Below are 23621 nucleotides of genomic sequence, written 5' to 3'. Positions count from 1 at the left end.
CGTTTCACGGCAGGCCGCTCGCGTTACAATCGTAATCCTCGTGCGGCGACGCCACCGCCGCCGGCATGACGCTGGCCTTGATACTGGCCTTGGCCGCGCCACGATGCGTTGCCGACGTAACCATTTGCTGGCCATCGGAAGCCTTGGTGTAACGGCGATCCCCTCAATTCCCTCTTGCTCACGCGAGCGGCCGCCCTGTGGCGACCATGCTTCGATCATCAAGAGGTCATCTCCCATGAAGATTCTTATCGCTTCGACGCCTGCGACGGGTCATCTCAATCCGATGCTGGCGATCACGCAGATCCTGATCGCCGAAGGTCATGAGATTGCGTTTATGACAGGCACCGCCTTTCGGGCCCGCGTCGAAGCCAGCGGCGTCAAATTCTTTCCCCTGCCGGAGGATGCGGACTTCGACCCGAACGACGTCTTCTCGCGGTTTCCCGAGCTCAAGACCATTCCACCGGGACTCGAGTGGTTCCGTGTTGCCTGCGAGCGCTTCTTCGTCGACGCCATTCCGGCCCAGCACCAGGGACTGCTGCAGGTGCTGCAGCAATTCCCGGCCGATATCATCGTCTGCGACGACATGCTGTTCGGCGTGTTGCCAATGCTGCTGGGCCCGCGCTCGCAGCGGCCTCCCATCGCGTTCTGCGGCACCTCGTTCCTGCATTGGGCGCGTGAGGACGGTGGGCCCAATTTCCTCGGCCTGCCGCCGGCAAAGTCCGAAGAGGAGCGCAGTCGGTATGCGGCCATGGCGCGGGACTTCGATGCGGCGGTCGATCAACCCGTGTCGCTGCGTCTGAACCGCGCCTTGAAGACCCTCGGCGTCGGGCCGATCGCGATGCCGCTATTCCATTCCGTTGTCGCGCTCGGCGACGCCTATCTGCAATTGTCGGTGCCCAGTTTCGAATTTCCGCGCGAGATCCCGTCCTCCGTGCACTTCGTCGGCACGCCTCCGATCATCCCCAACCAGGTCCCGCCGCCCGCCTGGGCCGAAGACCTCGACGGTTCGCGCAAGGTCGTTCTGGTGACGCAGGGAACGGTGGCCAATCACAACTTCAACCTGCTGGTCGCCCCGACGCTGGCCGCACTTGCCGACGAGCCCGACATCCTGGTGATCGCCACTGCGGGCGGCCGCCCGGTCGATGCCATCCCCGGCAAGATCCCCTCGAACGCACGCATCGCGCCCTATCTGCCGTTCGAATGGCTGCTGCCGAACGTCGACGTGCTCGTCACCAATGGCGGCTATGGCAGCGTCAACCAGGCGATGAGCTACGGCATCCCGCTGGTCACCGCAGGACTGACTGAGGACAAGGCCGACGTCAACGCGCGGGTCGCATGGTCCGGCGTCGGCATCAACCTCGAGACCAACGAGCCGACGCCGGAGGCCTTGCGCGACGCGGTGCGGGCGGTGCTCGACCAGCCGCGCTATCAGTTGCGCGCAGCGCAGATCGCGGACGAGTTCGCCGGGATCAACACGCGGGCAGAAATTGTCCGGGTCATCAGCGAGCTCGTGACCGACGAGACCCAAGTGTCGCGCCAACGCGCGATCGCTGCGAGCCAGGGACGGCGTGCCGGCCGGCGCGCCTGATCCGCAGATGAAGAAAGCGATGGAGCGCGGCACGATCGCGCTCCATCGCCGCGTGAAGATCCATCACACCTCACCGGATATTCGTCCATGCGGATTGAACCAGACACCTTTGCCTTCACGCTGCTGCTCGGCGCTCTCGCGGCCGTACCGTATTCCGGCATCGACATCAATCTGCCGGCATTGGCCGCCACCGGCGCTGCGCTTCGTGTGAGCGCGTCGGATGTCGGGCTGACGATGAGCGCCTTCATGCTGAGCCTTGCCACCGCGCCGCTGATCTACGGACCGGTTTCGGACCGCATCGGCCGCAAGCCGGTGCTGGCCTTTGGCCTTGCACTGTTCATCGCCGCCAGCGTCAGTTGCGCGCTGGCCACCTCGCTGCCGCTTCTGCTCGTATGCCGCTTCCTCCAGGGGATCGGCGCGGCCGCGACGGCCACGACTTTCGCCATCATCCGCGACCTCTTCGACGGTGACGCTGCGCGCGGCAAGATCGGCAACGTCATGGTCGCAGTCAATGTCGCAACCGTGATCGCGCCGACGGCAGGCGCCGCCCTGCTGGCGGCGGCCGGCTGGCAATCGATCTATGCGACCCAGGCCGCGATCGGCTTCATGCTGCTTGTGGTGGTGATGTGTCGCTTCGCCGAAACTGCGGTGGACGCTCCATCCACGCGCCTGGTGCCATCAGCCGTGATCGACAGCTATCGCCGGGTGCTGACGCATCCGGTGTCGTTCGGCTTCATCCTGGTCGGCGCCGCGGGCGGCGCGACGGTGTTTGCCTACGTCACCGGCGCCTCGCTGTTCTTCGTCGGCGCCGTCGGCCTCTCGCCTGCGCAATACGGCCTGATCTTCAGCGCCTGCTCGGCGTCGGTGATGGCGGGCGCCTTCCTCGACGGCCAGCTCGGCCGGCGCGGAATATCCTCAGGCCATATGCTCACCATCGGGCTGACGCTGTCGGCGGCGGCCAGCGTCGTCCTGCTCGCGATGACATTGGCTGGCTGGATGCCCACGGCGGTCGTCGTCGCACTGTTGATGGCCGTGGCGCTCGGCTTCGGACTGAGCGTGCCGAACGTGATGAGCGCGACGATGCAGCATCTCCCCGACATCGCCGGCGCCGTCAGCGCCGCTGCCGGCAGCATTCAGCTGATCGCAGGTGCCATATCGAGCGGACTGGTGGCGGTGCGCTTCGACGGACGGACCGCGCTCTCGATGACGGCGGTGATGGCCGCGTCGTCGCTGCTCGCTTTGGTCCTGTATGTTCTGGTCGCCCGTCCCGCCGAACGTCGCCTGAATGCGCAGACGATCGATGCCGGCGGCGCGGCGATCCGGAGCCCCACGCGCTCCTGAGGTCGCGGGGATCGCGCGGCGGCGCGTCCGCCCGAGACGATGCAATCCTGCACATGGCAACCCTTTGAACTTGCTGCGGCAACGCACTCCCGACGGGGTGCGTTGCCGCGCCGCCTCCACCCCCGCGCTTGACGCACCGCGTCGGGAAAGGTCTAATAGCAATTAAGAACAATTGTTCGCATTCCGAACATCACTCATCGGACCAAGCGGGCTCAAAACACCGCATCCGCGTACCAGAGGAAACGTCCACCGATGCAAGCCATTCTCAATGGCGACAGCACGCTCATCGTCGCGATGATCGTGGCCTACATCGCCTTCACATCCTGGCTCACGCTCAAGCTGCGCAGCCGGACCAGCGACCAGTTCATGACCGCTGCGCGCGCGATGCCGGCCGTCGTCGTCGGCGTGCTGATGATGTCCGAATTCGTCGGCGCCAAGTCGACCGTCGGCACCGCGCAGGAAGCGTTCCAGTCCGGCATGGCAGCCGGATGGGCCGTGCTCGGCGCCTCGATCGGCTTCCTGCTGTTCGGGCTGTTGATGGTGAAGAAGCTCTACAATTCCGGCGAATACACCATCTCGGCGGCGATCGCGCAGAAATACGGCAAGTCGACCATGCTCACGGTGTCCGTGATCATGATCTACGCGCTGCTGCTGGTGAATGTCGGCAATTACGTCAGCGGCGCGGCCGCCATCACCACGGCGCTGCATGTCAGCATGCCCGTCGCGATGTGCATCATCGCGGTGGTCTCGACCTTCTACTACGTGTTCGGCGGATTGAAGGGCGTTGCCTGGGTGACGATCCTGCACAGCGCCTTCAAGGTGATCGGCATCGTCATCATCTTCGCAGTGGCGATGTCGCTGACCGGCGGCATCGCGCCGATCCAGGCCAAGCTGCCGGCCTATTATTTCAGCTGGGACGGCAAGATCGGCTTTGCGACCATCTTCGCCTGGACCTTCGGCACGGTCGGCGCGATCTTCTCGACCCAGTTCATCGTGCAGGCGATCTCCTCGACGCCGAGCGCCGACGATGCCCGCAAGGCGACCTTCTATGCGGCGGCGTTCTGTCTCCCGCTCGGCTTCCTGCTCGCGCTGATCGGCGTCGCCGCAAAATATCTCTATCCCGATATGAACAGCCTTTACGCACTGCCGGTGTTTCTGGAGAAAATGCCGCCGCTGGCCTCCGCTTTCGTGACGACCTCGCTGGTCGCCTCGATCTTCGTCAGCGTCTGCACCGTCGCGCTCGCGATCGCCTCGCTCGTGGTGCGCGACTTCTACGTGCCCTACTGGAAGCCGACGCCGGAGCGCGAGCTGAAGATGACCCGGGTGTTCTCGATCGTGATCGGCATCGCACCGCTGGTTTTCGTGTTCTTCATCCCGGAGATCCTCAAGCTGTCGTTCTTCACCCGCGCGCTGCGGCTGTCGATCACGATCGTGGCGATGATGGGCTTCTATCTGCCGCTGTTTGCCAGCAACCGCGGCGCCACCGCCGGCCTGATCGGCGCCGCCGTCTCGACCACGGTCTGGTACATGCTCGGCAACCCCTTCGGCATCGACAACATGTATACCGCGGCCGCAACACCGCTGGTCGTGATGGCGATCGAGCGCCTCGTGCTCGGCCGCACGCCCGCAGCGACTCCGCAGGCGACACAGCCCAATGCATTCGTGGAAAGGACTTCGACATGACTACCGACATCGAGATCGCCGCCGATGGCATCGTTCGCCAGGCTGCCGGCGATCCCGACCGGTTCGACGCCTTCATTCCCTCGCCTTGCGTGCAGAACCATGCCGCCAATCTGATGCCGCTCGCCAACGGCGATCTGGCCTGCGTCTGGTTCGGCGGCACGCAGGAGGGCATGTCGGACATCTCGGTTTATTTCTCGCGCCTGCCCCGCGGCGCGGCGCAATGGTCGCCTGCCGAAAAGCTGTCCGACGACAAAGGCCGCTCGGAGCAGAACCCGGTGCTGTTCCCGGCCCCTGACGGCACGCTGTGGCTGATGTGGACGGCGCAGCTCGCGGGCAACCAGGACACCGCCATCATCCGCCGCCGTCTCTCGCGCGACCACGGCAAGAGCTGGGGCCCGATCGAGACGCTGTTTCCCGAGCATCGCGGCCGCGGCACCTTCATCCGGCAGCCGATCGTCGTGCTCGACAACGGCGACTGGCTGTTGCCGGTGTTCTACTGCCACAGCACACCGGGGCGGAAATGGAACGGCGACGAGGACACCAGCGCGGTGAAGATCTCGCCCGATGCCGGCGCGACCTGGCGCGACATCGACGTCCCCGGCAGCCGCGGCTGCGTGCATATGTGCATCGCGCGGCTCGACGATGGCTCGCTGATTGCGGTGTATCGCAGCCGCTGGGCCGACAACATCTACCAGAGCAGGTCCGAGGATCACGGCCGCACCTGGTCCACGCCTGAGGCCACCGCGCTTCCCAACAACAATTCCTCGATCCAGCTGGCGCGGCTCGACAATGGACATCTTGCGCTGGTGTTCAACGATTCCAGCGCCAAGGACGCGACCGGGCGCCGTCTCTCGCTCTATGACGAGATCGAGGATGATCTGCCGCCGGTGCTCGCCGGCGACGGCAGCAAGGCCGACGGACGCACCGCCTTCTGGGGCGCGCCGCGGGCGCCGATGACGCTGGCGGTCTCCACCGACGGCGGGCGGTCGTGGGCCAAGCGCAATGTCGAGACCGGCGACGGCTACTGCATGACCAACAATTCGCGCGACCAGACCAATCGCGAGCTGTCCTACCCCTCCGTCAAACAGACCGCCGACGGCGCGATCCACACGGCGTTCACCTTTCATCGCCGCGCGATCAAATATGTCCGGGTGAACGAGAATTGGGTGACGCGGGACTGAGAACATGGACAAGAGGCCGCACGCACTCGTCACCGGCGCCAGTTCAGGGATTGGCGCGGCGATCGTCGAGCGCCTGTTGCGCGACGGCTGGCGCGTCACCGGGATCAGCCGCCGGCCTGTAACGTTCGACCATCCGGCGTTCGATCACCTGTCGCTCGATCTGAACGACGTCGACGGCGTTACGGACGCCGTCGCTGAACTCGCGCCGACCGCACTCGTTCATGCGGCCGGCATGCTGAAGGTTGGCGAGCTCGGATCTCTCGATCACGACGATGGCGCTGCGATGTGGCGGCTGCATGTCGATGTCGCCGAACGTCTCGCCAATGCGCTGGCGCCGCGCCTGCCGAACGGAGGCCGCATCGTCTTCATTGGCAGCCGCACCGCATCGGGTGCCGCCGGCCGCGGGCAATATGCGGCAACCAAGGCGGCGCTGGTCGCGCTGGCGCGGTCCTGGGCGATCGAGCTTGCGCCGAAGGGCGTCACAGTCAACGTCGTTGCGCCGGCCGCGACCGAAACACCTATGCTGAAGGACCCCTCGCGCGCTGGTGTCACCCCAAAACTGCCGCCGATCGGCCGCTTCATTCGCCCGGGTGAAGTCGCGCACGCCGTGGCGTTCCTGTTGTCGCCGGAAGCCGCGTCCATCACCGGGCAGCAGCTCGTCATCTGCGGCGGCAGCTCGCTCTGAGCTCAGCCGGCAGCCGCGATCCTGGCGCGGAAGCTCGCCTGCCCCTGCATGATCTTGTCGAGCAGTGCATCGAGCGCCCAGAAGCGCTCACGAATGTCGAAGTCGACGGCGCGGCTGCGGGTGCACGAGAAGGTGCCGAGCCTCTGATGATACAGTTTCGCCAGTTTGGGATATCCCATCGGCTCGGCCATCGCGGCGAGCGCGAGATAGACGGAGAGATCGTCCGCTAGAGCCGGATGCCTGGAGCTGTCGGTGAGCAGCCATTTGTAGAGGTCGGGGTGGAAGTTGGTGAAGACTCCGGTGAAGCCGGCTGATCCGGCCCTCATGGCGTCGAAGGCGATCGCCGCATTGGCGTTGACGATGGCAAGCGACGAGCTTTTCGTCAGCGCCACGCGGCGCTTCACGGTCTCGAGGTCGCAGGACACGTCCTTGAGGATCGCGAAGCGTCCGCTCCCGGCGCAGAACTTGAGCTCGTCATCGGACAGGAGCCGGCGGAACGGCGCAGGACATTCGTAGAGGCCAAGTGGAAGACCCGCCGGCAGCGCGGCGAGCAGTGCGCGCAGATTGTCCATGAAGACGGGACCGCCCTGCCCCTTCGGATCGAACCGGTTCGTCACCAGCACCAGTCCGTCCACGCCGGTTGCGGCGATGGAGGTCAGCTCGGTCACCTGGTCGTCGCGGGATTCACTGACGTGGCCCGATGCGATGACAGGCACACGGCCTGCGGCCTGCCGCACGACGAAACGCGCCAGCGCGACGCGCTCCTCGAGACTCAAAAACTGCATCTCGCTCGACTGGGCGACCGCGAACAGCGCATCCGCGCCATTGGCAATGTACCATTCGATCAGATTTTCGAGGCTCGCATAATCAATCGCGTCGGCTTCGGTGAACGGCGTCAGCATCACGGGAATGATGCCTTTGATGGTTGCAGTCACAAATCGGCTCCCAGGATTTTGAAATCGGTGACAAGCAGAGCCTGCCGCTCACGCGTCTTACGACGCGTGAGCGTAACAGCTCGGGCTGGCGGTCAGTTGCCGGCCACTTCCTTGATGCGCACGATCATGTCGTCGACAGCCTTCTCGACCGGCACCTTATTGGTGACGATGGCGTTGACGGCCTTCATCCAGACGTTCTCGTTGTTGAGCGTGGTGAACTTGTAGTTCTTGCTCATCTCGTAGCCGCCGACGCCGGCGAAGAACTGGTCGCGCACCGCACGGCGATGCACGTCGCCGTCCCAGAAGGCGGACTTCTGCGCCGCGGTCTTGACCGGAAACCAGCGGCCGAGCGCGCCTTCGATGTAGGGCTGCAGGTTTTCGTCGCGCAGCAGGAACGAGACGAACTCCTTGGCGCGCTCCTTGTTCTTGGCCTGCTCGAAGATCAGGCCGACCACCACGGAGGCACGGGTATGGACCGGCGCGCCATCCGGCTTGTTGGGCCAGACCATGGTGCGGATGCGGTCGTAATAGTTCTTCTTGGCCTCGTCGCGCTGCTCGGCGGTCAGCGTCTCGTTGCCGGAATCGTCCAGCCATTTGCCGGGAAGCGAGACCGTCGAATTGTGCGTCATGATGGTCGTCTTGTTGTGGAAGGCGACGTTGTTGTCGGGATCCTTCCAGCTCGTCGCCGATTGCGGGGTGCAGCCCTTCGCGGCGATCTCGACATAATCCTTCATGGCGGCGACGAGGCCCGCCTTCACCTTGGGATCGTCGACCAGGAGCTTGCCGTTGTCGTCAACCAACACGACGTTGTAGGCGTCCATGAACACCAGGAACGAGATGAAGCTGTCGGTGGCGTCGACGCCCATGGGATGGCCGATGCCGTAGATGCGCTTGCCGGATGCCTTGCGCAGCGCCGGCTGCGCCTTGTCGCACCAGAACGACCAGAACCCCTTCCAGTCTTTCGGGATGTCGGTCTCCTTGAGACCGCCCTCCTCGAGCATGTCCTTCCAATAGTGCAGATGCAGCGTCGCCTGCTTGAGCGGGAAGGCATAATAGGCCTTCGCCTTGGTCTTGTCGTTGTACAGCATGACCGTTTCAAGCGACTGCGGGGAGAACTCGCCCTTGATCGGCGCGAGCACCGGGCCGAGATCGACCAGCTTGCCTTCGGAAGCCCATTTGCCGGCCCCCTGGAAATGATAGGTGTCCGCATAGGTCACGTCAGGCGGACTGCCGGCATCGAGCGCTGCCACCAGCTTCGGCATCATGTCCTGCGTCGCATATTGCGACAGCTCGACCTTGACGCCGGTCTTGGCCTCGAACTTCTTGATGACGTCGAGCAGCGCGTCTTCCTCGGCCTTGTAGTAGCCCTTGTTCCACCAGACGACGAGCTTCTCCTCGGCGGCTGCGGGGCTCGCCGTGCCCATCGCCGGCAGGAGCAGAGAAACCGCCATCGAGCAGTGTCTCGCCCACCACAAAATTCTATCGCGCATTGTCGTTTCCTCTCCGTTTCATCCCGGCGAGGAGCCCGCCGGTTGCTCTCATGGCTTTTAAAACGGGCTTATGTAAGCGCTTACATAATGAGAGTCAAGCAGCCCACCTTGGCGGGGCAAATCGCACATGGGGTAAGCGTTGGGCGCGCTAAAGCTTCCGCGGCGTCATGGCCGGGCTTGTCCCGGCCATCCACGCCTTTTGCCCAAGGTACGAAGAACGTGGATGCCCGGGACAAGCCCGGGCATGACGACCGCGATCTCAGGAATCACCTGACCCTGGCCTCACCGGCGCTGTCGCGGATCTTCAGATCGGGCACGACTTCCCTGGACTGCGCCCGCTCTTGCCGGCCCGCGATCACGGCGAGAAGCTCGTTGGCGGCCAACACGCCGATCTCCTGATTGTCGACCTTCATCGTCGTGAGCCCAGGAGACAAGCGCGACGAAATCGCAAGGTCATCGAAGCCGGTGATCGAAAAATCACCCGGCGCATCCAGGCCACTCTCCCGTGCAGCCATCAACGCACCGAGGGCCAGATTGTCATTGCCGCAAACAATCGCAGTCGGCCGGACATCAACCGGCTGCGTCATCAATCTTGCAAAACTTGTCGCGCCGAATTCGAGCGTCGAGGGCCCCATCATCAGATCCCGCGCCGCAATTTCCAGACCCGCGGCTGCGAGTGCTTCGCTGATGCCGCGAAGCCTTTCCTTGACGCGATCGTTGTTGGTGTCCGGCTGAAAGATCGCCGCAAACCGGCGATGGCGAAGCGACAGCAGGTGCTCGGTGATGCGGCTGAAGGCGGCGCGATTGTCAAAGCCGATGCAGGGGTGCGGTGACAGCTTGTTGTAGGAGTAGGTCACGACGTAGGGAATGCCGCGCGCGTTGAGGGCGTCGAACAGCGCGGGGGGATGATTTTCACCAACCACGGCAAGCGCTTCCACACCGCGCGCAAGCATGGCTTCGGCCTGCCTCAAGCCTTCATCCGGATCATAATTCGAGCAGCCCAGGAACAGCGTGAAGCCGCGCTCGCTGAAGACGGTCTGCATGCCGCTGATCTGGTGGGCAAAGATTTCGTCGTCCAGGGTCGGAATGATGGCGCCGGCGATATGTGTCCTGCTTGAGGCCAGCGCACGACCGGCCGCATTCGGAATCCAGTTCAGCGCGCGGGCGGCGTCCTTGACCCGCTGCCTGACCTCTTCGGAGACCTTGTCGGGCTCGTTGAACGCGCGCGAGACGGTCGCTGTCGAGACATTGGCCTTGCGGGCGACCTCCTCGAGCTTGACGCGGCCGCTTCCTCCGCGCGCTCTCTTTGAACCAGCTACCATCCCGGCCATTGTTGAATACGATTTGATCAGTGCCTTGCCATGGTATTGACGACAGTCGGAGTCCTCAACGGAAATTTCCGCGCGCAGGACCGCGCGTATCTCAGCTGCGCGCCGACGTCAGATCAACGGCCGGCCATGTCCGCTAGATGATCCCACCAGCGCTTGAACAGCGGATGGCCCGTGACCTGGCACAGCACCCTGTCGCCCCTCGTGCGGTAGATGTCGGCGGGCACGGCGGTCTGGCCGAGATTGCCGGATGGCACGCGATTGACGTTGATGACCGCCTGCTCGATCAGTGTCGCGTTTGTGAAAGACAGCGCGGTCGCAAGCTGCACCGCTTCTGCGACATCGTCGATCTCGACAGCGGCAAGTCTCTCTTCACCGTCGAGCACGAGGTGCGCTCGGCGATCCATCCGATGTTCATGCGCCCGATGGTCAACCACAACCCGGCGGTGGACAACCGCAACTATGCGTACGGCCACGATCAGACGTCATGGGCGATGGGACTTGAACAACACGAGGGTAGCGAAGCCTGGCGCCGCGCTCGGCACCGACTTAATAGGCAAATTTACAGAGCGCTCGCGTCCGGCAACCCCGCAACGACTGGTCACGCCAAGGGCCCAGGCAATCGCCAGCATCACTGGCGAGAGAGACGGCCAACCATCAACGGCAAGAACCGCAATTGGCAGCGGCTGGCATGGCCACAAAGGCTGTTCCGACGCCTAATCCAAGCACCACAACCAATATGATACGCAGGACTAAAATTCTCGTCATTTTAAGCTCCTTACCAACTACGTCTTAAAGTAGCACAGTACAACAAGTACGCCGCACCCGCAAACTTAGGTCAGTCCTCCGTTCGACTCCCAGATCATAGATCTCCCCATAAGAGGCTCTGTTTGCTGGATTTTTTATGTCGTCCGGTCAGATCGTCGCAGCATCGCTGATCGACCACGACCTACACGATTCTAGGAACATATCCTTCGCCATCGGTTGATCGACAAGCGACATCTCATTCAGGGGCGGGAGTCGAGCGTCTTACAGAGTTTATCCAGCCCCTCGGTCGTGCGGTCCGTTTTTCCCGTCAAATTCATGACCTCAACTTTGAAAGGCCCAGTGAAATGTTTGTGGAGAAGAAGCAACTCATGTGTGGGCTCGTACAGCTTCTCCGGAATGGCCATTCGCAATTGTTCCTTTGCCCTTTCGTCCTGCCCCAGGACGTGTAAAGCAACAGCATAACGGAAGTTCAGCTCCGCATCGTCGAGAGTTGCGAGCGCCCGCTCCAGCAAGGCGGCCGCTTTCGTGAAGTTGCCCTTCTCTTCCTCGTCGTCCTTTGCAGGCTTCTGCATGAGGATGTACGCCAGCGTATCCGCTGTGCCGGCCGCCGACCTCGCCAGACCAGCCCTGTCTTTGGTCTCCTCGTAATAATTCATCGCGGCAAGGGCCGCAGCTTCGGCTTGTCCATCGGCGATCTGTCCGTAAGTCGCCAGAGTCCATGCCTTCTCGTTGTCGAGAAAAGCCATCCGCTCCGATTTGTCACTCTTATTGAGACCCGACTTCTCATAGACGTCCCTGGCGAAAACGTTCTTGGCCAAAAGGGATTTGAGCCTATCGTTTTGACTGATCTCGTTCCGAGGATACTTCTTCTCAAGAGCCATGATTTGATCAAAGCCCCATCCCTTGGCTTGCCACCATGGCGCATCGGCAAAAATTGGAACATTGTCGTCGCGAAACTTCATACGCTTGAATGATGCGCCCGTGATGTCGGCGCCGGAAAAATCCGCTTGTCCACACAGGTAGACGCCATCGAAGTTCGCCTGATAAAGTCTTGTTTTCTTGAAACTGATGTTGTCAAGGACGGCGCCACTGAATGAGGCAGAAGCAAGCGTGGCTTCGTCGAAAACCACATTTCTCAGTTTCGACTCCTTGAATTGAGCACCTGCGGCCGCGATTCCGTGCAGATCTTTACTTGCCTTCTCCACAAGCCTTAGGCCTTGTACTTCCAGTTTCTGGTGATACGTCGTCAGCCATCGTATGTCTTCTGCCTTCGTTGCATCCGGTGTTCCCTTGTCGTCGATTTCCTGCACGACCGACTGGGATTTTATTGGGACGTATAGCTTCTCGTAGGCAGACGAGCTGGCCAGGGCAATTACACCGATGACGAGGGCAGCGGTGACCGCCACGCCCAGCTTTATGAAATTCCACCGGCTGCTCGCATTGATGAAATCGGTTTCCCATTGCTTGAGATTGCCGTATTCGCGGAACCGACGGATCAGACGCCAGTCGAGCAGGGCTCCGCTTGAACGGTTGCTGCCGATCCAGCTCAAGGCCAGATCGCTCAGGTTCTGGCGCTTGTCGATTTCCTTGGCGAGCCAATGCCATCGGCGCGTCAAAGCGAGATAGGCGAGCGAGAGCTCCTCGCCCTCCCCCGCAGGTCTTTCGACGAGAATGCCGGCATTCTTCAATCCATCAAGCAGCTCGTGGACTCCCTTGCCGAACTTATTGAGCTCTTCGCGGCGCGTCGGCTTCGAACTGATCTCCTCATCGTGTTCCGGAAAATTGAGGAGGCCCAGCAAGACGCGCCGTACGAGGTCAGTCTCCTTGGTGGATAGCCGCTGAACGAAATCATCCCCCCGTTTGGCGGCCTCGTCGACCACGGCCGGATCGAACGGTTCGAGCTGATTGTCGGGCCGATCCTTGTATGTCGGATCCCGCTGCGAGGTGACCACCCCTGAATCGGCACCATTGGATTCAGCTTGCGCAAAACTGCCTGGATGGGGTTTCGTGAATGCGCTGGCGACCCAATAGTCGATCAGTCCCTGGGCCTCCCTCCGGTCGACCAGCGTATCGAGCACGGCGCCAGTCGCGATCGCGCGAGAGATGAACTCCTCGATCTGCTTCGCCCCCGATTCAGTCAGCGATCCGGTGCGTTCGTTGATCGGCAGATTGTCGAACAGGTACTCGTGCGCATGCCGCAGCGCGTCCATCGAAAGATATGGTTCGTGATGCTGATTGGCGGCCATCATGACGTCAATGCTCCAAGCAGGCGATTGAGCGACGGCGCCAATTGCACGATCTTCTCCGACATCAGCTTGACCGATTCATCGAGACGATAGAACCGATCGTCGCAAGAGCCGGAAAAGGCGAGCAGCGCGATCTTACCTTGCTCCCGTTCGATCGCATCCGGCCGCGCGTTTGGCGTTGCCACGATCCACTTGTCGAGGCGCTCCAGCAACCGTTTCGACCAGAGCTCTTCCGGATACATCGCGCACAGCGCGCGCAGCCGTTTCTCGAAAAGAGGCCACTGAAAGATCTTCCCCTGCGGCTGATGCCGGATCGAATTCATCGCGCCATCGACTTCGGTACTGACAGCTTGCCAGGCGAAGTGCTCCTTGATCAGGCCCGCAACGGAAACGCGAATCGTACCCACCGCGGCGGCACCGCTCGCCAGGTCTTTCGCTTCCGACGGGGCCGGGTCCGACACGCTAACCACCTCGTCGATCATAGTCATCAGGGCGAGAAGTCCGAGCTTTCCGGCCGATTCCGCCAAGGAACGGTTGATCTGCGGGGCCGCCGTCGTAACCGCCGATCGCAGCGTGGTGTAAACTTGACCGCGATCGTTCATGCTTGCAGCGGGGTCCGCGACTTCGCGCATTTCATCGCTGCGCGCCTTGAGCGCGTTGATCCAGCCCATCTCCACCTGATCGGTATCGAGTCCGCGGATCTTCTCCTCGGCATCCTGGGCATAATCGTGAATCTCTTCCGCGAAACGCTCCAGCGCCGAGTTGGCCCTGAGATCGGTCGCGGGCGAACTGAGCGCCAGCTCGATCGCCTCCAGCTTGAACTGGAGATTGTGCAGAATGTTGTGAAGCGCCTTGTATTGTTCGACGACATGAACCTGTTGCAGGATGATCAGCACGTCGCCACGATAGCTGCAGGCGATCGCGTTTGCCGGCGCGTTCGTCTTGACCAAGGCCGACAACACCTCAAGCGCTCGCGCGGCCTTGTAGATCATTCCGCCAATATCGGGAGGATTCAGCACGCCCGGCGCGTACCTCTTGCACAGCTCCCGCAGGTCGTTATTCGCCGGGCGCGCTCTCAGGGTCGCATTCAGGAGCGCTTCCATCGGACCGCTCCCCTGCTGATTGGCCCAAGTCAGAAGATATGTGACGATGGTCTCGAACGGCTGGCCCGGATTGGTCACCTGGTCCAGCTCGAGACCCAGTGAGTATTTTACGATCGTTCCGAGCGCGTTATCCGCGGCGGAGAACTCCTTTACGTAGATGGGTATGAGCTCTTTGACCCGATCGTCGTCGAGAACCGTCTGCACCGTCGGCATCTGCTGAACCGACAGCACAGGATCGAGAACTGCGAAGAACTTCACGGGACAGGCATAGACGACACCGCCAATGGTGTGATCTTCGTCACCCAACGCGAACCGCATCAGACCAACCACGACGTCCCGCATCAGCACCGGACCACCGGACAGCCCCCGGGCGTCGCCGCCGATCCCGCCAGCCAGTTGTTTGCTGTAAAGTTGAATCGCCGGCCCGCCGAACAATTCGCCGGCATGATTGGTCACATCACCACTGACCGTCAGTCCATCCGCCGGCTGCATGTTTGCGTAGCCGTAGGTCTCCCACTCGCCGCCCGAACGGTGCAGCTCGCGTAGCGCCAGCGGCGTATGTGTCTCGGAGGGCGGCGCGACCTCGCAGCGGAGCAGCATGCAGTCGGCAATCCGATCCCCCTTCACTGGCGTGGCCGCGGTCTCGTGGTCGGGAAACGTCAATTTGATGTCCTGGAAGAAAACAGCCTCTTCCTGGTTGCGATCGGCGACGTTGTGCAGAGCCGTCGCCACAAGGTCATGCGCGACGAGAAAAGCCGTTCCACGCACCAGGCCCGCTGGACTCCTCGCGGTCACTTGGGCGATCACCGCGCGCGTGCTTTCATCCATTCCGCCTTCCCGCAATACGTGTCACAACATGCCCGCACGTTGAAAAAACTCGCTGTCCCGATCGTCTATGACGTCGGCGCCGCGCACAATTTTGCTTCGGCAACCTTGCCGTTATCGTCGATGTCGAGTTGGACATAGGTCGGCCGGAACAGCGTCCATTCCGAGAAGTCGCCAGCCTTCAACTTCTGAACGAAGCGATCCAGCTGCTTGAGCGCGTCGGGCTCCGGCAGCGTCAGGATCTCATTCGGAAAGCGCAGCACGTCGGCCCATGTGCCCGAATTGAAATACCAGCGCCCATCGTCAAGGCTGACGCGCTTCGCCTGGTGGGTATGGCCGAACACCACATAGCGAAAGCCACCCTTCACGAGCTCGCTTGCACCATCCAGATATTCCTTTGCCGTCTCCCTGGTTTCGTCGAAGCTGTCTTCCTTCTGCAGTCCTCGAATCGCGGTCAGCAGCGCCCGCATGCGTTTATCGGCGGCACTCGAGCCGAAGGTCAGATTGAAAAATCCCAGCGCAGTGTCGAAAGTTTCACTGGCGCTGACATCCGTTCCCATTCCCGGCCGCGCGCCCCGGGAATCGCCATCGAGCTGGCGGAGAAAGTCCGCTCCCGCGCCGTCCAGCGACTCGCCGATCGCAGTCTTCAGCGCGGCGTCGTTGTCCGCGCCCGCAAGCATCGACTGCGCCGAGCCCGAGCCGGGAGCCACCGTGGCTCTGATGTCCTGGCCGAACGGTTTCTTGTTCGCGACGACGTCCGCTTTAATGTCGCCGCCGAACTTCGGAAGAAGGGGACCCTCGAGCCCATGACTCCGGGTCCAGTACCAAAAGCGCGCCAACTCGCCAAACCGCTTTCGATAGCCTGGCTCGAGGGCAAGCAGGATCGGCACCACGGCGGAATCTTCCGGCTTGAGCAGGTCCACGAACGCGTAGTCACGCTTGATCTTGTTGATGACCGACGTGACCATCTGGCTGCCGGGCGGCGGAACGAACTGATACTGCTTGGGCACTTCCTGCCGGCGGGACATCAGGGATCGGACCCGGCGCAAGGCGTCGAGGTCGACCTGATTCCAGGCATCGTATCGATTGCCATGTTCGATCAGTGCGTCGCCAATCACATAGGCTTCGCCGTCATGGATGAATTCGAAATCGTGCCCGGACTTGACGCCCAGCGCTTTGCGCAGTTCGGCGCGCACAGGAGGAAGGCTCAGCTCGATGTCGTGGTTGCCGAGGAGAATGGTCAGTCGACCTCCCACATCCAGAAAGCGGTTGAGCGCCGCGAAGACGCCCGGATCCCTCTCGACAATGGCTTTGAACTTGCTGACCGCCTGGCCGGGATCGGCAGTGAAGGGCGCCCAGCTGTCGGCCTGCTCTCCATCGAGCTCAGCGAGAAAGTCGACCGTATCGCCGTTCAGAACGAGTTCGCTTGGGCCCTTCGCGGCAATCTCCCGTGCCAAGTCCTCGACGAAGCGAACGATCTGGTCGGCACGGGTGCACAAGCGAAAGCCGCGCTTCCCTGGGTCGGGCGGAACCGGATACGTGCCTCCCAAATGCAGATCGGAAATAATATGAACTCGGCGCATTCGAAATCTCGCTGCATGCATTCCGAGGGGAAATAAGACTGGATTGTGCGACCTTAGGTAGTTGTCGTCAACCTCTTCCATGAATCTGCTGATCAGATGAAATCGGCCAATGCGACGGATAGCGACGGCCGGCGCTGGCTGGGGCGGGAGGGATCGAACCTCCGAATGGCGGAATCAAAATCCGCTTGATTGTTCAATGAATTCAATGGGCATTTGGAAAAAATGACCGAAATGCCGTCTAGCAAACTCATAGCTTGCCGGCCGTGTCCAAACAAAAACCCGCACGGAGACCGCCTTACGCATCACCGGGCGCCGCGCCTCTTCATCGACCACTGGTCTCCAGGTTCTCTGTGGAGCAAGCACCTCGGATCGCGGTCGCGGTCGGCCGCAAGGGTAAGCATCTTACCGAACGCCTCGCTTTGAAAGCGAATAGCAGTCGCGCTCATCTGCCCTTCCCAGCGCATTTGTTGCCCGTCTCAAACAAAATTTGGAATGGCAAAGCCCTTCCATTTCGCTTCTCCTGCCGATGGAAAATGACTGGCACGTCCAGAACCGACAGGAGCTATTCGTGGCCGAACGCTTTTCTTTGCCCTCGCTGTCCCGACGCCGCCTGTTGATCACAACGTTTGCGCTGCGAGCCGCCGCGCTGCTGGCCTTGGCAGACATTACTGCCGCTCAAAGCGCAGGCGCTCCCCCGAACGGCGGCGACATCATCTTCCTCATCGACTCGCTTGGCGGCACCTGGATTCCGAACAACAGCGCGATCTCCAGCTTCCAGGGCCACATCTGGGGCCATGTGACCGACAAGCTCGTCTATGTCGATGCTGACGGCAAGGTCAGCCCCTGGATCGCCGAGAGCTGGGAACAGAGCAACGACGCCACACAGTTCACCCTGCACCTCAGGAAGGGTGTGACCTTCTCCGACGGCACGCCGCTTGACGCATCGGCCGTGGTCGCCAATCTCGACATCTGGTACGCCGGCCGGCGTAACGAGGGCATCAATCCGATTGGCCTCTTCCCGAAAACTTACGATCGCGCCGAGGCGGTCGACGCAACCACGGTGAAGGTTGTCTTCAAGGCGCCGACGCTCGGGTTTATCCCGACTCTCGGCTATCACGGCTCGATCCTCATCTCCCCGAAAACGATCGCGCAGCCCGCCGCCCAGCAGGCTGATCTGGCCAAGACATCAGGCAGCGGGCCGTATGTGGTCGCCTCCTGGAAGGAGGGCGACTTCGTCAAGCTGGTCAAGCGCAAGGACTACAATTGGGGCCCTGCCGCCGTCGGGCACACAGGCCCGGCCTATCTCGATTCGATCACCTACAAGATCGTGTCCGAACCATCGTTGCGGGTCGCCGCCGTCCAGTCCGGCCAGGCCGATGTCGCCTACAGCCCCTCACCGCAGGAATTGAAATCGCTCAAGGAGGCGGGGTTCACCACTGCAACCCCGCGCTATCTCGGCTTCGTCAACGGGCTTGCGGTCAACACCAAGCTGGAGCCGTATAACGATGTCAGGGTGCGCCAGGCGCTCCAGGCCGCGATTGACCGGAAGGAGATCATCGACACCGTCTATACGCCGGACTGGAAGCTGGCGACGTCCTTCATCCAGAGCAACGTGCCCGGTGCGACCGACCACAGCGACCTCCTGACCTACAACCCAGGCAAAGCCGGAAAGCTTCTCGACGAAGCGGGCTGGGTCAAGGGAGCCAATGGCATCCGCACCAAGGACGGCAAGCAGCTGTCGCTCACGCTTCACTCCAACCCCTACCTCGCGACGGCGAAGTCGATCGACGAACTCATCGCCCAGCAACTCGCCAAGATCGGCTGGAAGGTCACTATCCGCACCTATGATGTCGTGACGTTCGGCGAGAAGGTCAGGTTCGGCGGCCCTGCTGTGCCGGCCTACGAGGTGACCCGTAGCTTCATCGATGCCGGAACGGTCGCCAGCATCCTCACCGATGCCAACAATGGCGAGAACTGGTTCAATCTCGGCGACAGCGACAAGAAGCTCAACGATCTGCGAGACAAAATCGCCGGCGCTGCCTCTCTCGACGTTCGCAATCCGCTGCTCGACGAGTTGCAGACCTACGTGCTCGAACAGGGTTACTTCATCCCGCGCACGCAGATCGTCCAACGGATCTACGTGCAGTCCCCACGGCTCAGGGGCGAGATCTACAACGGCATTGCTTATGCCAGCTACTACACGGCCACGAAGGGCGAGTGAGGCGCCATGCGAGCGAATAGCGCGACGAGGGAGCCGGCATGAGCAACGCTTACCTCGCCTATGCCGCAAAGCGCCTGGCGCAGGCCTTCATCGTGATCCTGCTAGCCTACGTCTTCACTTTTGTCGTCGTCAGCATCCTGCCGGGTGATCCTATCACCAACGTGCTGCGTGACCCGCAGAATGGATTTACCGAGGACCAGATCAAGCAAATCATCGCCGCCCAGGGCCTGGACCAGCCGATCCCGGTTCAGCTCTGGACGTCGCTGTCCCACTTCGTCACAGGCGACCTCGGCCTGTCCATGCGGTCCAACCGACCGGTAACAACCCTGATCGCAGAGGTTCTGCCCTCGACGCTGATCCTCGCCTCCGCGGCTTTCGCCATCGCGCTGCTGCTGGCGCTAACGATCGCCTATGGTACGCAATTTCTTCCGAAACGATTTGGCCAGGGTTTGCTGCGCGGCTTCCCGTCGTTGTTCCTGTCGGTGCCCAATTTCGTTATCGGCCTGGTGCTGATCCACGTGTTCGGCTTCCAGCTTGGCCTGTTCCGCGTGATCGCGCCCGACAGCTTCTGGGCCACCTTCTTCGCCGCGGTCGCGCTGAGCATCCCCGTCTCCGCCCGGATCGCCGAGGTGCTGATCGCGAACCTCGACAAGGAGGCCGAGCAGGAATACGCGGCGGTCGCGCGCGGCCGTGGACTGACGCAAACGCGCCTGTTTTCAAAACATCTTCTCAAGCCGTCTTCGCTTCCCGTCGTCACCGTCATTGCGCTCGCCATCGGCGAGTTGCTCGGCGGCTCGCTGATCACCGAGACGGTGTTCGGCCGCACCGGCATCGGCAGCCTGGTGCAGCGCTCGGTGAGCACGCAGGATTTGCCGGTGCTGCAAGCAGTCGTCTCGCTTGCGGCCGTCGTGTTCGTGCTCGTCAATTTGATCGCCGACCTCATCTACCCGCTGCTCGACCCGCGCGTGAAGCTGATCGGCGGCCGCGGGCGCCGCCCGACCACCACGGACGATAGCGCCACTGCAACAACCGCGGCGGTGACATCATGACTCTCGCCTCCTTCTCCTCTGCCTCGCGCGTCACCGCGATCGGCCGACTGACAGCTTTTCGCGTGCCGCCGACCGTCGCGCTTTCCTTCGCGGTCATCGCGATCGTGATTGCCTGGTCGCTGGCGCCGGGCCTGTTCACGAATCATAGCCCGATCGCCGGTGTTCCCGCCGAGAAACTGCTCAGTCCCAGCGCCGCACACTGGTTCGGCACCGATCACCTCGGCCGAGACCTCTATACCCGCGTCGTCTACGGCACCGCGTCCTCGGTGGCGAGCGCGCTCATCGCCGTCGTCATCGCCACTGTTGCCGGCGGCCTGATCGGCCTGCTCGCAGGTTTCCTCGGCGGCTGGGTCGATATCGTGCTCGCTCGCCTGGTCGACGTGCTGCTGGCGATCCCGAACTTCCTGCTGGCAGTCATCGTCGTCACCGCGATCGGTTTCGACACGACGAACGCCGCCATCGCGACCGGCGTCTCGGCGGTGGCCGTGTTTGCGCGGGTGATGCGTTCGGAAGTGATCAAGACCCGGCAGGCAATCTTCGTCGAGGCGGCATTCCTGATGGGCGGCTCGCGCTGGCACATCCTGCTGCGGCACGTGCTGCCGAATGCATCGCGCTCGGTGCTCCCGCTCGCCGTGCTGCAGTTCGGCCTGTCGATCCTGGTGATCGCGAGCCTCGCCTTTCTCGGCTATGGCGATCCGCCGCCCGCTTCCGACTGGGGCCTGCTGATCTCGATCGGCAAGGACTACCTCAAATGGCCGTGGCTGGTATACGCGCCCGCGTTCGTCACGATCGCGACCGTCCTCTCCGTGAACAGGATCAGCCGATGGCTGCGCAAGACAGATTGACCGCCACTCTCACCCACGCCGAGATCAACGCCCCGACTCCGCTGCGCCCGCTTCCGCTGCTCCGGGTCGACGGTCTGTCGGTCTCCTACGGGCCGCACGAGGTCGTGACCAATGTCGGGTTTGAACTCGGCCGCGGAGAGAGCCTCGCCCTCATCGGGGAGTCCGGCTCGGGCAAGTCGACGATCGCTCGCGCAGTTCTGCGGCTGCTCCCCAGCGGCGGGCGCGCCACCGGCCGTGTTGCCTTCGAGGGTCAGGACGTGCTGGGGATGTCCGAGCGCGGCTTCCGTCCGCTGCGGGGGCGAGCCATTGGCTTCGTCCCGCAGGATCCCGCCAACTCCCTCAACCCGGTCCGAACGATCGGAGCACAGGCACAGGAGGCGGCCGCACTGCTCGACGAGCCCGGCAGGGCGATCCGCAAGCGGCTCATCCTGGAGACGTTCGCCGAGGTCGGGCTCGACAATCCTCAGAGAGTCTACGACTCCTATCCGCACCAGCTGTCTGGGGGCATGCTCCAACGTGTGCTGATCGGCCTCGCGATCCTGCCGCGGCCGGCACTGCTGGTTGCCGACGAGCCGACCTCCGCGCTCGACGTCACGATTCAGAAACGCATCCTCGACCTGCTCACGCGGCTGCAGCACGATCTCAAGATCAGTCTGCTGCTCATTACGCACGATCTTGCGATCGCGGCCGAACGCGCGAACTCGCTCGTGGTGCTCAAGGACGGCGTCATCCAGGAGGCCGGCCGAACCGCTGCCGTCTTCTCCTCGCCGGCGTCGGCCTACGCGAGAAAGCTGCGCGCCGACGTTCCGGCCCTCAATCCTGACCGCTACGCCGCGCTGCGCGACGTGGGCTTCCGAACCCTCAAGACCGGCGACGCTGCGACACCAAAGATCGAGGTCAGCGCCGTCACGAAGACCTTCACCGTCGACGGCACGACGCTGACGGCTACCAGCGATTTGTCGTTCACCGTTCCTGCCGGCACCACGCACGCGCTGGTCGGCGAGTCCGGCTCGGGCAAGACGACGGCGGTCCGGCTGCTGCTTGGGCTCGAGCAACCCGACATCGGGACCATCTCGGTCGCAGGCGAGCAGATCACCGGGCGCTCGCCCGAGGCACTGCGCTCGGCGTGGCGTCATCTTCAGCTGGTCTACCAGAACCCGTTCACCTCGCTCGATCCGACCTGGACAGTCGAGCAGCTGGTGCGCGAGCCGCTCGACCGGTTCAAGATCGGAACACGTAGGGAGCGCGACGCGCGGGTTCGCGAGGCTCTAGCCGATGTCGGGCTCGGCGAGCACCTGCTCTCCCGCAAGCCGGCGGCCTTGTCAGGCGGCCAGCGCCAACGCGTCGCCATCGCACGGTCGTTGGTCCTCAAGCCTGATGTGATCGTGCTCGACGAGCCCACCTCCGCACTAGACGTCAGCGTCCAGGCCGGCATCGTCGAAGTATTGCTCACGCTACAGGCCAGTCTGGGCCTGACCTATGTGTTCGTCTCGCACGACCTCGCGCTGGTGCGCCAGCTCGCCCACACCGTCTCGGTGATGCACCGTGGACGCATCGTCGAGCATGGGACCGCCGCCGACATCTTCGACAATCCGCAGCAGCCCTATACGAAGTCGCTGCTGGCCTCGATCCCATCAGGAGTCGCCGACCCTGCAAACCCGCCGCACGCGCGTCCCCGGCTGATGGCCGCTGCGGAATAACCGCAAACGGCGCTCGCCTGCTCAGTTGTCGTTATCAAGGGCAAGCACGGCAAAACTCGCAAGCCAGTGCTCGCCCATATAATGCTCGGCGATATGCGGAAGGCCCGCGGCCAGGTGCTCGCGCGCGGCTTCGTGAGCAATGGCGCGCCGTTCGTCGTTCGCCGGCAAGGCGTCACCGAGCGAGCGCCAGCACCAGGCCCGGCTGAGATTAAGCCCGTCGAGATGGGCGATCTTGCCGTCCGTGCGATCCGTGACCGTCGCGGGCTTGAACAGCGTTGCCGGCTGCTCTTCGACGAGCCGCGGCAGGAACCGATCGAACCAGGGCAGGAACGCGTCCTGAGGCAACAGCCGCCGCATGCACTCGGCCTCGATCAGGGCCGACGACTGGAAATCATCGCCGCTGGGCTCACCCCAGGCCGGGCAGTCGCTGTCCTCGCCATACCAACGCTGACCAGTCTCGCGAAGCAGCCTGCCAAGCTCTTCATCCCCTGTGAGGCCGGCGTAGTCCGCCGCCATTCGCAAACCGAATGCCGTATTGAAATGCGTGCCGACGCGTACGGGATATGTCGCACGCGGCAGGAAGTCGCGAAAGCGTTGCACGATGACCTCAGTCAGCGGCGTGAGATTGCGGCCCCAACGGTCGTCGGATTGCAACGCCAACTCGGTCGCGAGCTTCAACAGCCAGGCCCAGCCATAGGGCCGTTTGAAGCCACGTGCAGTCGGATGAGCGAAATAAGCACGTTCGGCATCGACCTTGTCGGCAACGAACTGCGTGTCGAACAGCGTGCGGATGTCGGAGGCCGCCGCAAAATTCGGATAGCGGCGCAGCAGTCGCGCCAGCATCCAGTAGCTGTGGACGCAGGAGTGCCAATCATAGCTGCCGTAGAAAATCGGGTGCAGCTCGCTCGGCGTGCGGGCATCCGCCGGCTGAGCCAGCGCGTGGTCCACGTTGTTGGGATATTCACGCCCGACATGGCCGAGCGCGATGCGTGCGAAATGCTGGGCATAGTCGAGGGTGAGATGGGAAGTGGTCACGGCTTGGCCTCTTTA

16 protein-coding genes and 1 pseudogene are annotated in these 23621 nt (G+C 62.7%); 9 read left to right on the top strand and 8 right to left on the bottom strand.

Annotated elements, in window-relative coordinates; genetic code table 11:
* The first annotated feature begins 235 nt into the window (after nucleotides 1–235).
* From B5V03_RS18710 to B5V03_RS18690, 5 genes are all read left to right on the top strand, one after another.
* Nucleotides 236–1588, top strand: coding sequence for a glycosyltransferase (locus tag B5V03_RS18710; protein WP_129271876.1), 1353 nt, complete (start codon nucleotides 236–238; stop codon nucleotides 1586–1588).
* An 87-nt stretch (nucleotides 1589–1675) separates the two neighbouring features.
* On the top strand, nucleotides 1676–2929 hold the full coding sequence (locus tag B5V03_RS18705; protein ID WP_129271875.1) for a multidrug effflux MFS transporter: 1254 nt from the start codon (nucleotides 1676–1678) through the stop codon (nucleotides 2927–2929).
* A gap of 252 nt (nucleotides 2930–3181) precedes the next feature.
* Nucleotides 3182–4612, top strand: a complete 1431-nt coding sequence (locus B5V03_RS18700; RefSeq protein WP_129271874.1) for a sodium:solute symporter family protein — start codon at nucleotides 3182–3184, stop codon at nucleotides 4610–4612.
* The gene (locus tag B5V03_RS18695) at nucleotides 4609–5793 is read left to right on the top strand and encodes a sialidase family protein (RefSeq protein ID WP_129271873.1); all 1185 of its coding nucleotides are present in this window, start codon (nucleotides 4609–4611) and stop codon (nucleotides 5791–5793) included. Before B5V03_RS18700 ends, B5V03_RS18695 begins: the two co-directional genes overlap by 4 nt.
* A 4-nt stretch (nucleotides 5794–5797) precedes the next feature.
* Complete coding sequence (locus B5V03_RS18690; RefSeq protein ID WP_129271872.1) at nucleotides 5798–6478, top strand: SDR family NAD(P)-dependent oxidoreductase; 681 nt, start codon at nucleotides 5798–5800, stop codon at nucleotides 6476–6478.
* A 2-nt stretch (nucleotides 6479–6480) separates the two neighbouring features.
* On the opposite strand, the gene B5V03_RS18685 is transcribed toward B5V03_RS18690, so the two are convergent.
* From B5V03_RS18685 to B5V03_RS18650, 7 genes and pseudogenes are all read right to left on the bottom strand, one after another.
* Nucleotides 6481–7413, bottom strand: coding sequence for a dihydrodipicolinate synthase family protein (locus B5V03_RS18685; RefSeq protein ID WP_129271871.1), 933 nt, complete (start codon nucleotides 7411–7413; stop codon nucleotides 6481–6483).
* Between the two features lie 92 nt (nucleotides 7414–7505).
* Nucleotides 7506–8864, bottom strand: coding sequence for an ABC transporter substrate-binding protein (locus tag B5V03_RS18680; RefSeq protein ID WP_129271870.1), 1359 nt, complete (start codon nucleotides 8862–8864; stop codon nucleotides 7506–7508).
* Between the two features lie 305 nt (nucleotides 8865–9169).
* Complete coding sequence (locus B5V03_RS18675) at nucleotides 9170–10225, bottom strand: LacI family DNA-binding transcriptional regulator (protein ID WP_245502266.1); 1056 nt, start codon at nucleotides 10223–10225, stop codon at nucleotides 9170–9172.
* A gap of 155 nt (nucleotides 10226–10380) precedes the next feature.
* Nucleotides 10381–10560, bottom strand: a pseudogene (locus tag B5V03_RS42915) (CoA transferase); the annotation flags it as partial.
* Between the two features lie 678 nt (nucleotides 10561–11238).
* Nucleotides 11239–13248 carry a pentapeptide repeat-containing protein gene (locus B5V03_RS18660; RefSeq protein WP_129271868.1) on the bottom strand — a complete coding sequence of 670 codons (2010 nt, stop codon included), beginning with the start codon at nucleotides 13246–13248 and terminating at the stop codon, nucleotides 11239–11241.
* Entirely contained in the window at nucleotides 13245–15176 is a 1932-nt protein-coding gene (locus B5V03_RS18655) for an effector-associated domain EAD1-containing protein (RefSeq protein WP_129271867.1), read from the bottom strand. Before B5V03_RS18655 ends, B5V03_RS18660 begins: the two co-directional genes overlap by 4 nt.
* Before the next feature lie 65 nt (nucleotides 15177–15241).
* On the bottom strand, nucleotides 15242–16756 hold the full coding sequence (locus B5V03_RS18650) for a metallophosphoesterase (protein ID WP_164988113.1): 1515 nt from the start codon (nucleotides 16754–16756) through the stop codon (nucleotides 15242–15244).
* Between the two features lie 568 nt (nucleotides 16757–17324).
* On the opposite strand from B5V03_RS18650, the gene B5V03_RS18645 reads away from it, so the two are divergent.
* From B5V03_RS18645 to B5V03_RS18630, 4 genes are read left to right on the top strand one after another with little or no spacing between them, the layout of a single operon-like run.
* Nucleotides 17325–18977 (top strand): ABC transporter substrate-binding protein, encoded by a 1653-nt coding sequence (locus tag B5V03_RS18645; RefSeq protein ID WP_129271865.1) that lies wholly within the window; start codon nucleotides 17325–17327, stop codon nucleotides 18975–18977.
* 38 nt (nucleotides 18978–19015) lie between these two features.
* Complete coding sequence (locus B5V03_RS18640; protein WP_129271864.1) at nucleotides 19016–20026, top strand: ABC transporter permease; 1011 nt, start codon at nucleotides 19016–19018, stop codon at nucleotides 20024–20026.
* Entirely contained in the window at nucleotides 20023–20871 is an 849-nt protein-coding gene (locus B5V03_RS18635; RefSeq protein ID WP_129271863.1) for an ABC transporter permease, read from the top strand. The genes B5V03_RS18640 and B5V03_RS18635 overlap by 4 nt, the downstream gene beginning before the upstream one ends.
* The gene (locus tag B5V03_RS18630) at nucleotides 20850–22571 is read left to right on the top strand and encodes an ABC transporter ATP-binding protein (RefSeq protein WP_129271862.1); all 1722 of its coding nucleotides are present in this window, start codon (nucleotides 20850–20852) and stop codon (nucleotides 22569–22571) included. Before B5V03_RS18635 ends, B5V03_RS18630 begins: the two co-directional genes overlap by 22 nt.
* 21 nt (nucleotides 22572–22592) lie before the next feature.
* Here B5V03_RS18630 and B5V03_RS18625 read toward each other — a convergent pair whose 3' ends face one another.
* Nucleotides 22593–23606: a DUF2891 domain-containing protein gene (locus B5V03_RS18625; protein WP_129271861.1), complete on the bottom strand. Its 1014-nt coding sequence runs from the start codon at nucleotides 23604–23606 to the stop codon at nucleotides 22593–22595.
* Nucleotides 23607–23621 lie beyond the last annotated feature (15 nt).

It is taken from the genome of Bradyrhizobium betae, assembly GCF_004123905.1.
GTDB classification, from domain to species: domain Bacteria; phylum Pseudomonadota; class Alphaproteobacteria; order Rhizobiales; family Xanthobacteraceae; genus Bradyrhizobium; species Bradyrhizobium betae_A.
The sequence above is the reverse complement of the archived record's forward strand: the minus strand, read 5'-3'. Positions and strand labels throughout refer to the sequence as shown.

Excerpts from the sequence above, each read along its gene's own strand:
- B5V03_RS18710 (WP_129271876.1), top strand. The coding sequence starts at position 236 with ATGAAGATTCTTATCGCTTCGACGCCTGCGACGGGTCATCTCAATCCG.
- B5V03_RS18635 (WP_129271863.1), top strand. The coding sequence starts at position 20,023 with ATGACTCTCGCCTCCTTCTCCTCTGCCTCGCGCGTCACCGCGATCGGC.
- B5V03_RS18640 (WP_129271864.1), top strand. The coding sequence starts at position 19,016 with ATGAGCAACGCTTACCTCGCCTATGCCGCAAAGCGCCTGGCGCAGGCC.
- B5V03_RS18705 (WP_129271875.1), top strand. The coding sequence starts at position 1,676 with ATGCGGATTGAACCAGACACCTTTGCCTTCACGCTGCTGCTCGGCGCT.
- B5V03_RS18650 (WP_164988113.1), bottom strand. The coding sequence starts at position 16,756 with ATGCGCCGAGTTCATATTATTTCCGATCTGCATTTGGGAGGCACGTAT.
- B5V03_RS18700 (WP_129271874.1), top strand. The coding sequence starts at position 3,182 with ATGCAAGCCATTCTCAATGGCGACAGCACGCTCATCGTCGCGATGATC.
- B5V03_RS18660 (WP_129271868.1), bottom strand. The coding sequence starts at position 13,248 with ATGATGGCCGCCAATCAGCATCACGAACCATATCTTTCGATGGACGCG.
- B5V03_RS18690 (WP_129271872.1), top strand. The coding sequence starts at position 5,798 with ATGGACAAGAGGCCGCACGCACTCGTCACCGGCGCCAGTTCAGGGATT.
- B5V03_RS18680 (WP_129271870.1), bottom strand. The coding sequence starts at position 8,864 with ATGGCGGTTTCTCTGCTCCTGCCGGCGATGGGCACGGCGAGCCCCGCA.
- B5V03_RS18675 (WP_245502266.1), bottom strand. The coding sequence starts at position 10,225 with ATGGTAGCTGGTTCAAAGAGAGCGCGCGGAGGAAGCGGCCGCGTCAAG.
- B5V03_RS18630 (WP_129271862.1), top strand. The coding sequence starts at position 20,850 with ATGGCTGCGCAAGACAGATTGACCGCCACTCTCACCCACGCCGAGATC.
- B5V03_RS18655 (WP_129271867.1), bottom strand. The coding sequence starts at position 15,176 with ATGGATGAAAGCACGCGCGCGGTGATCGCCCAAGTGACCGCGAGGAGT.
- B5V03_RS18695 (WP_129271873.1), top strand. The coding sequence starts at position 4,609 with ATGACTACCGACATCGAGATCGCCGCCGATGGCATCGTTCGCCAGGCT.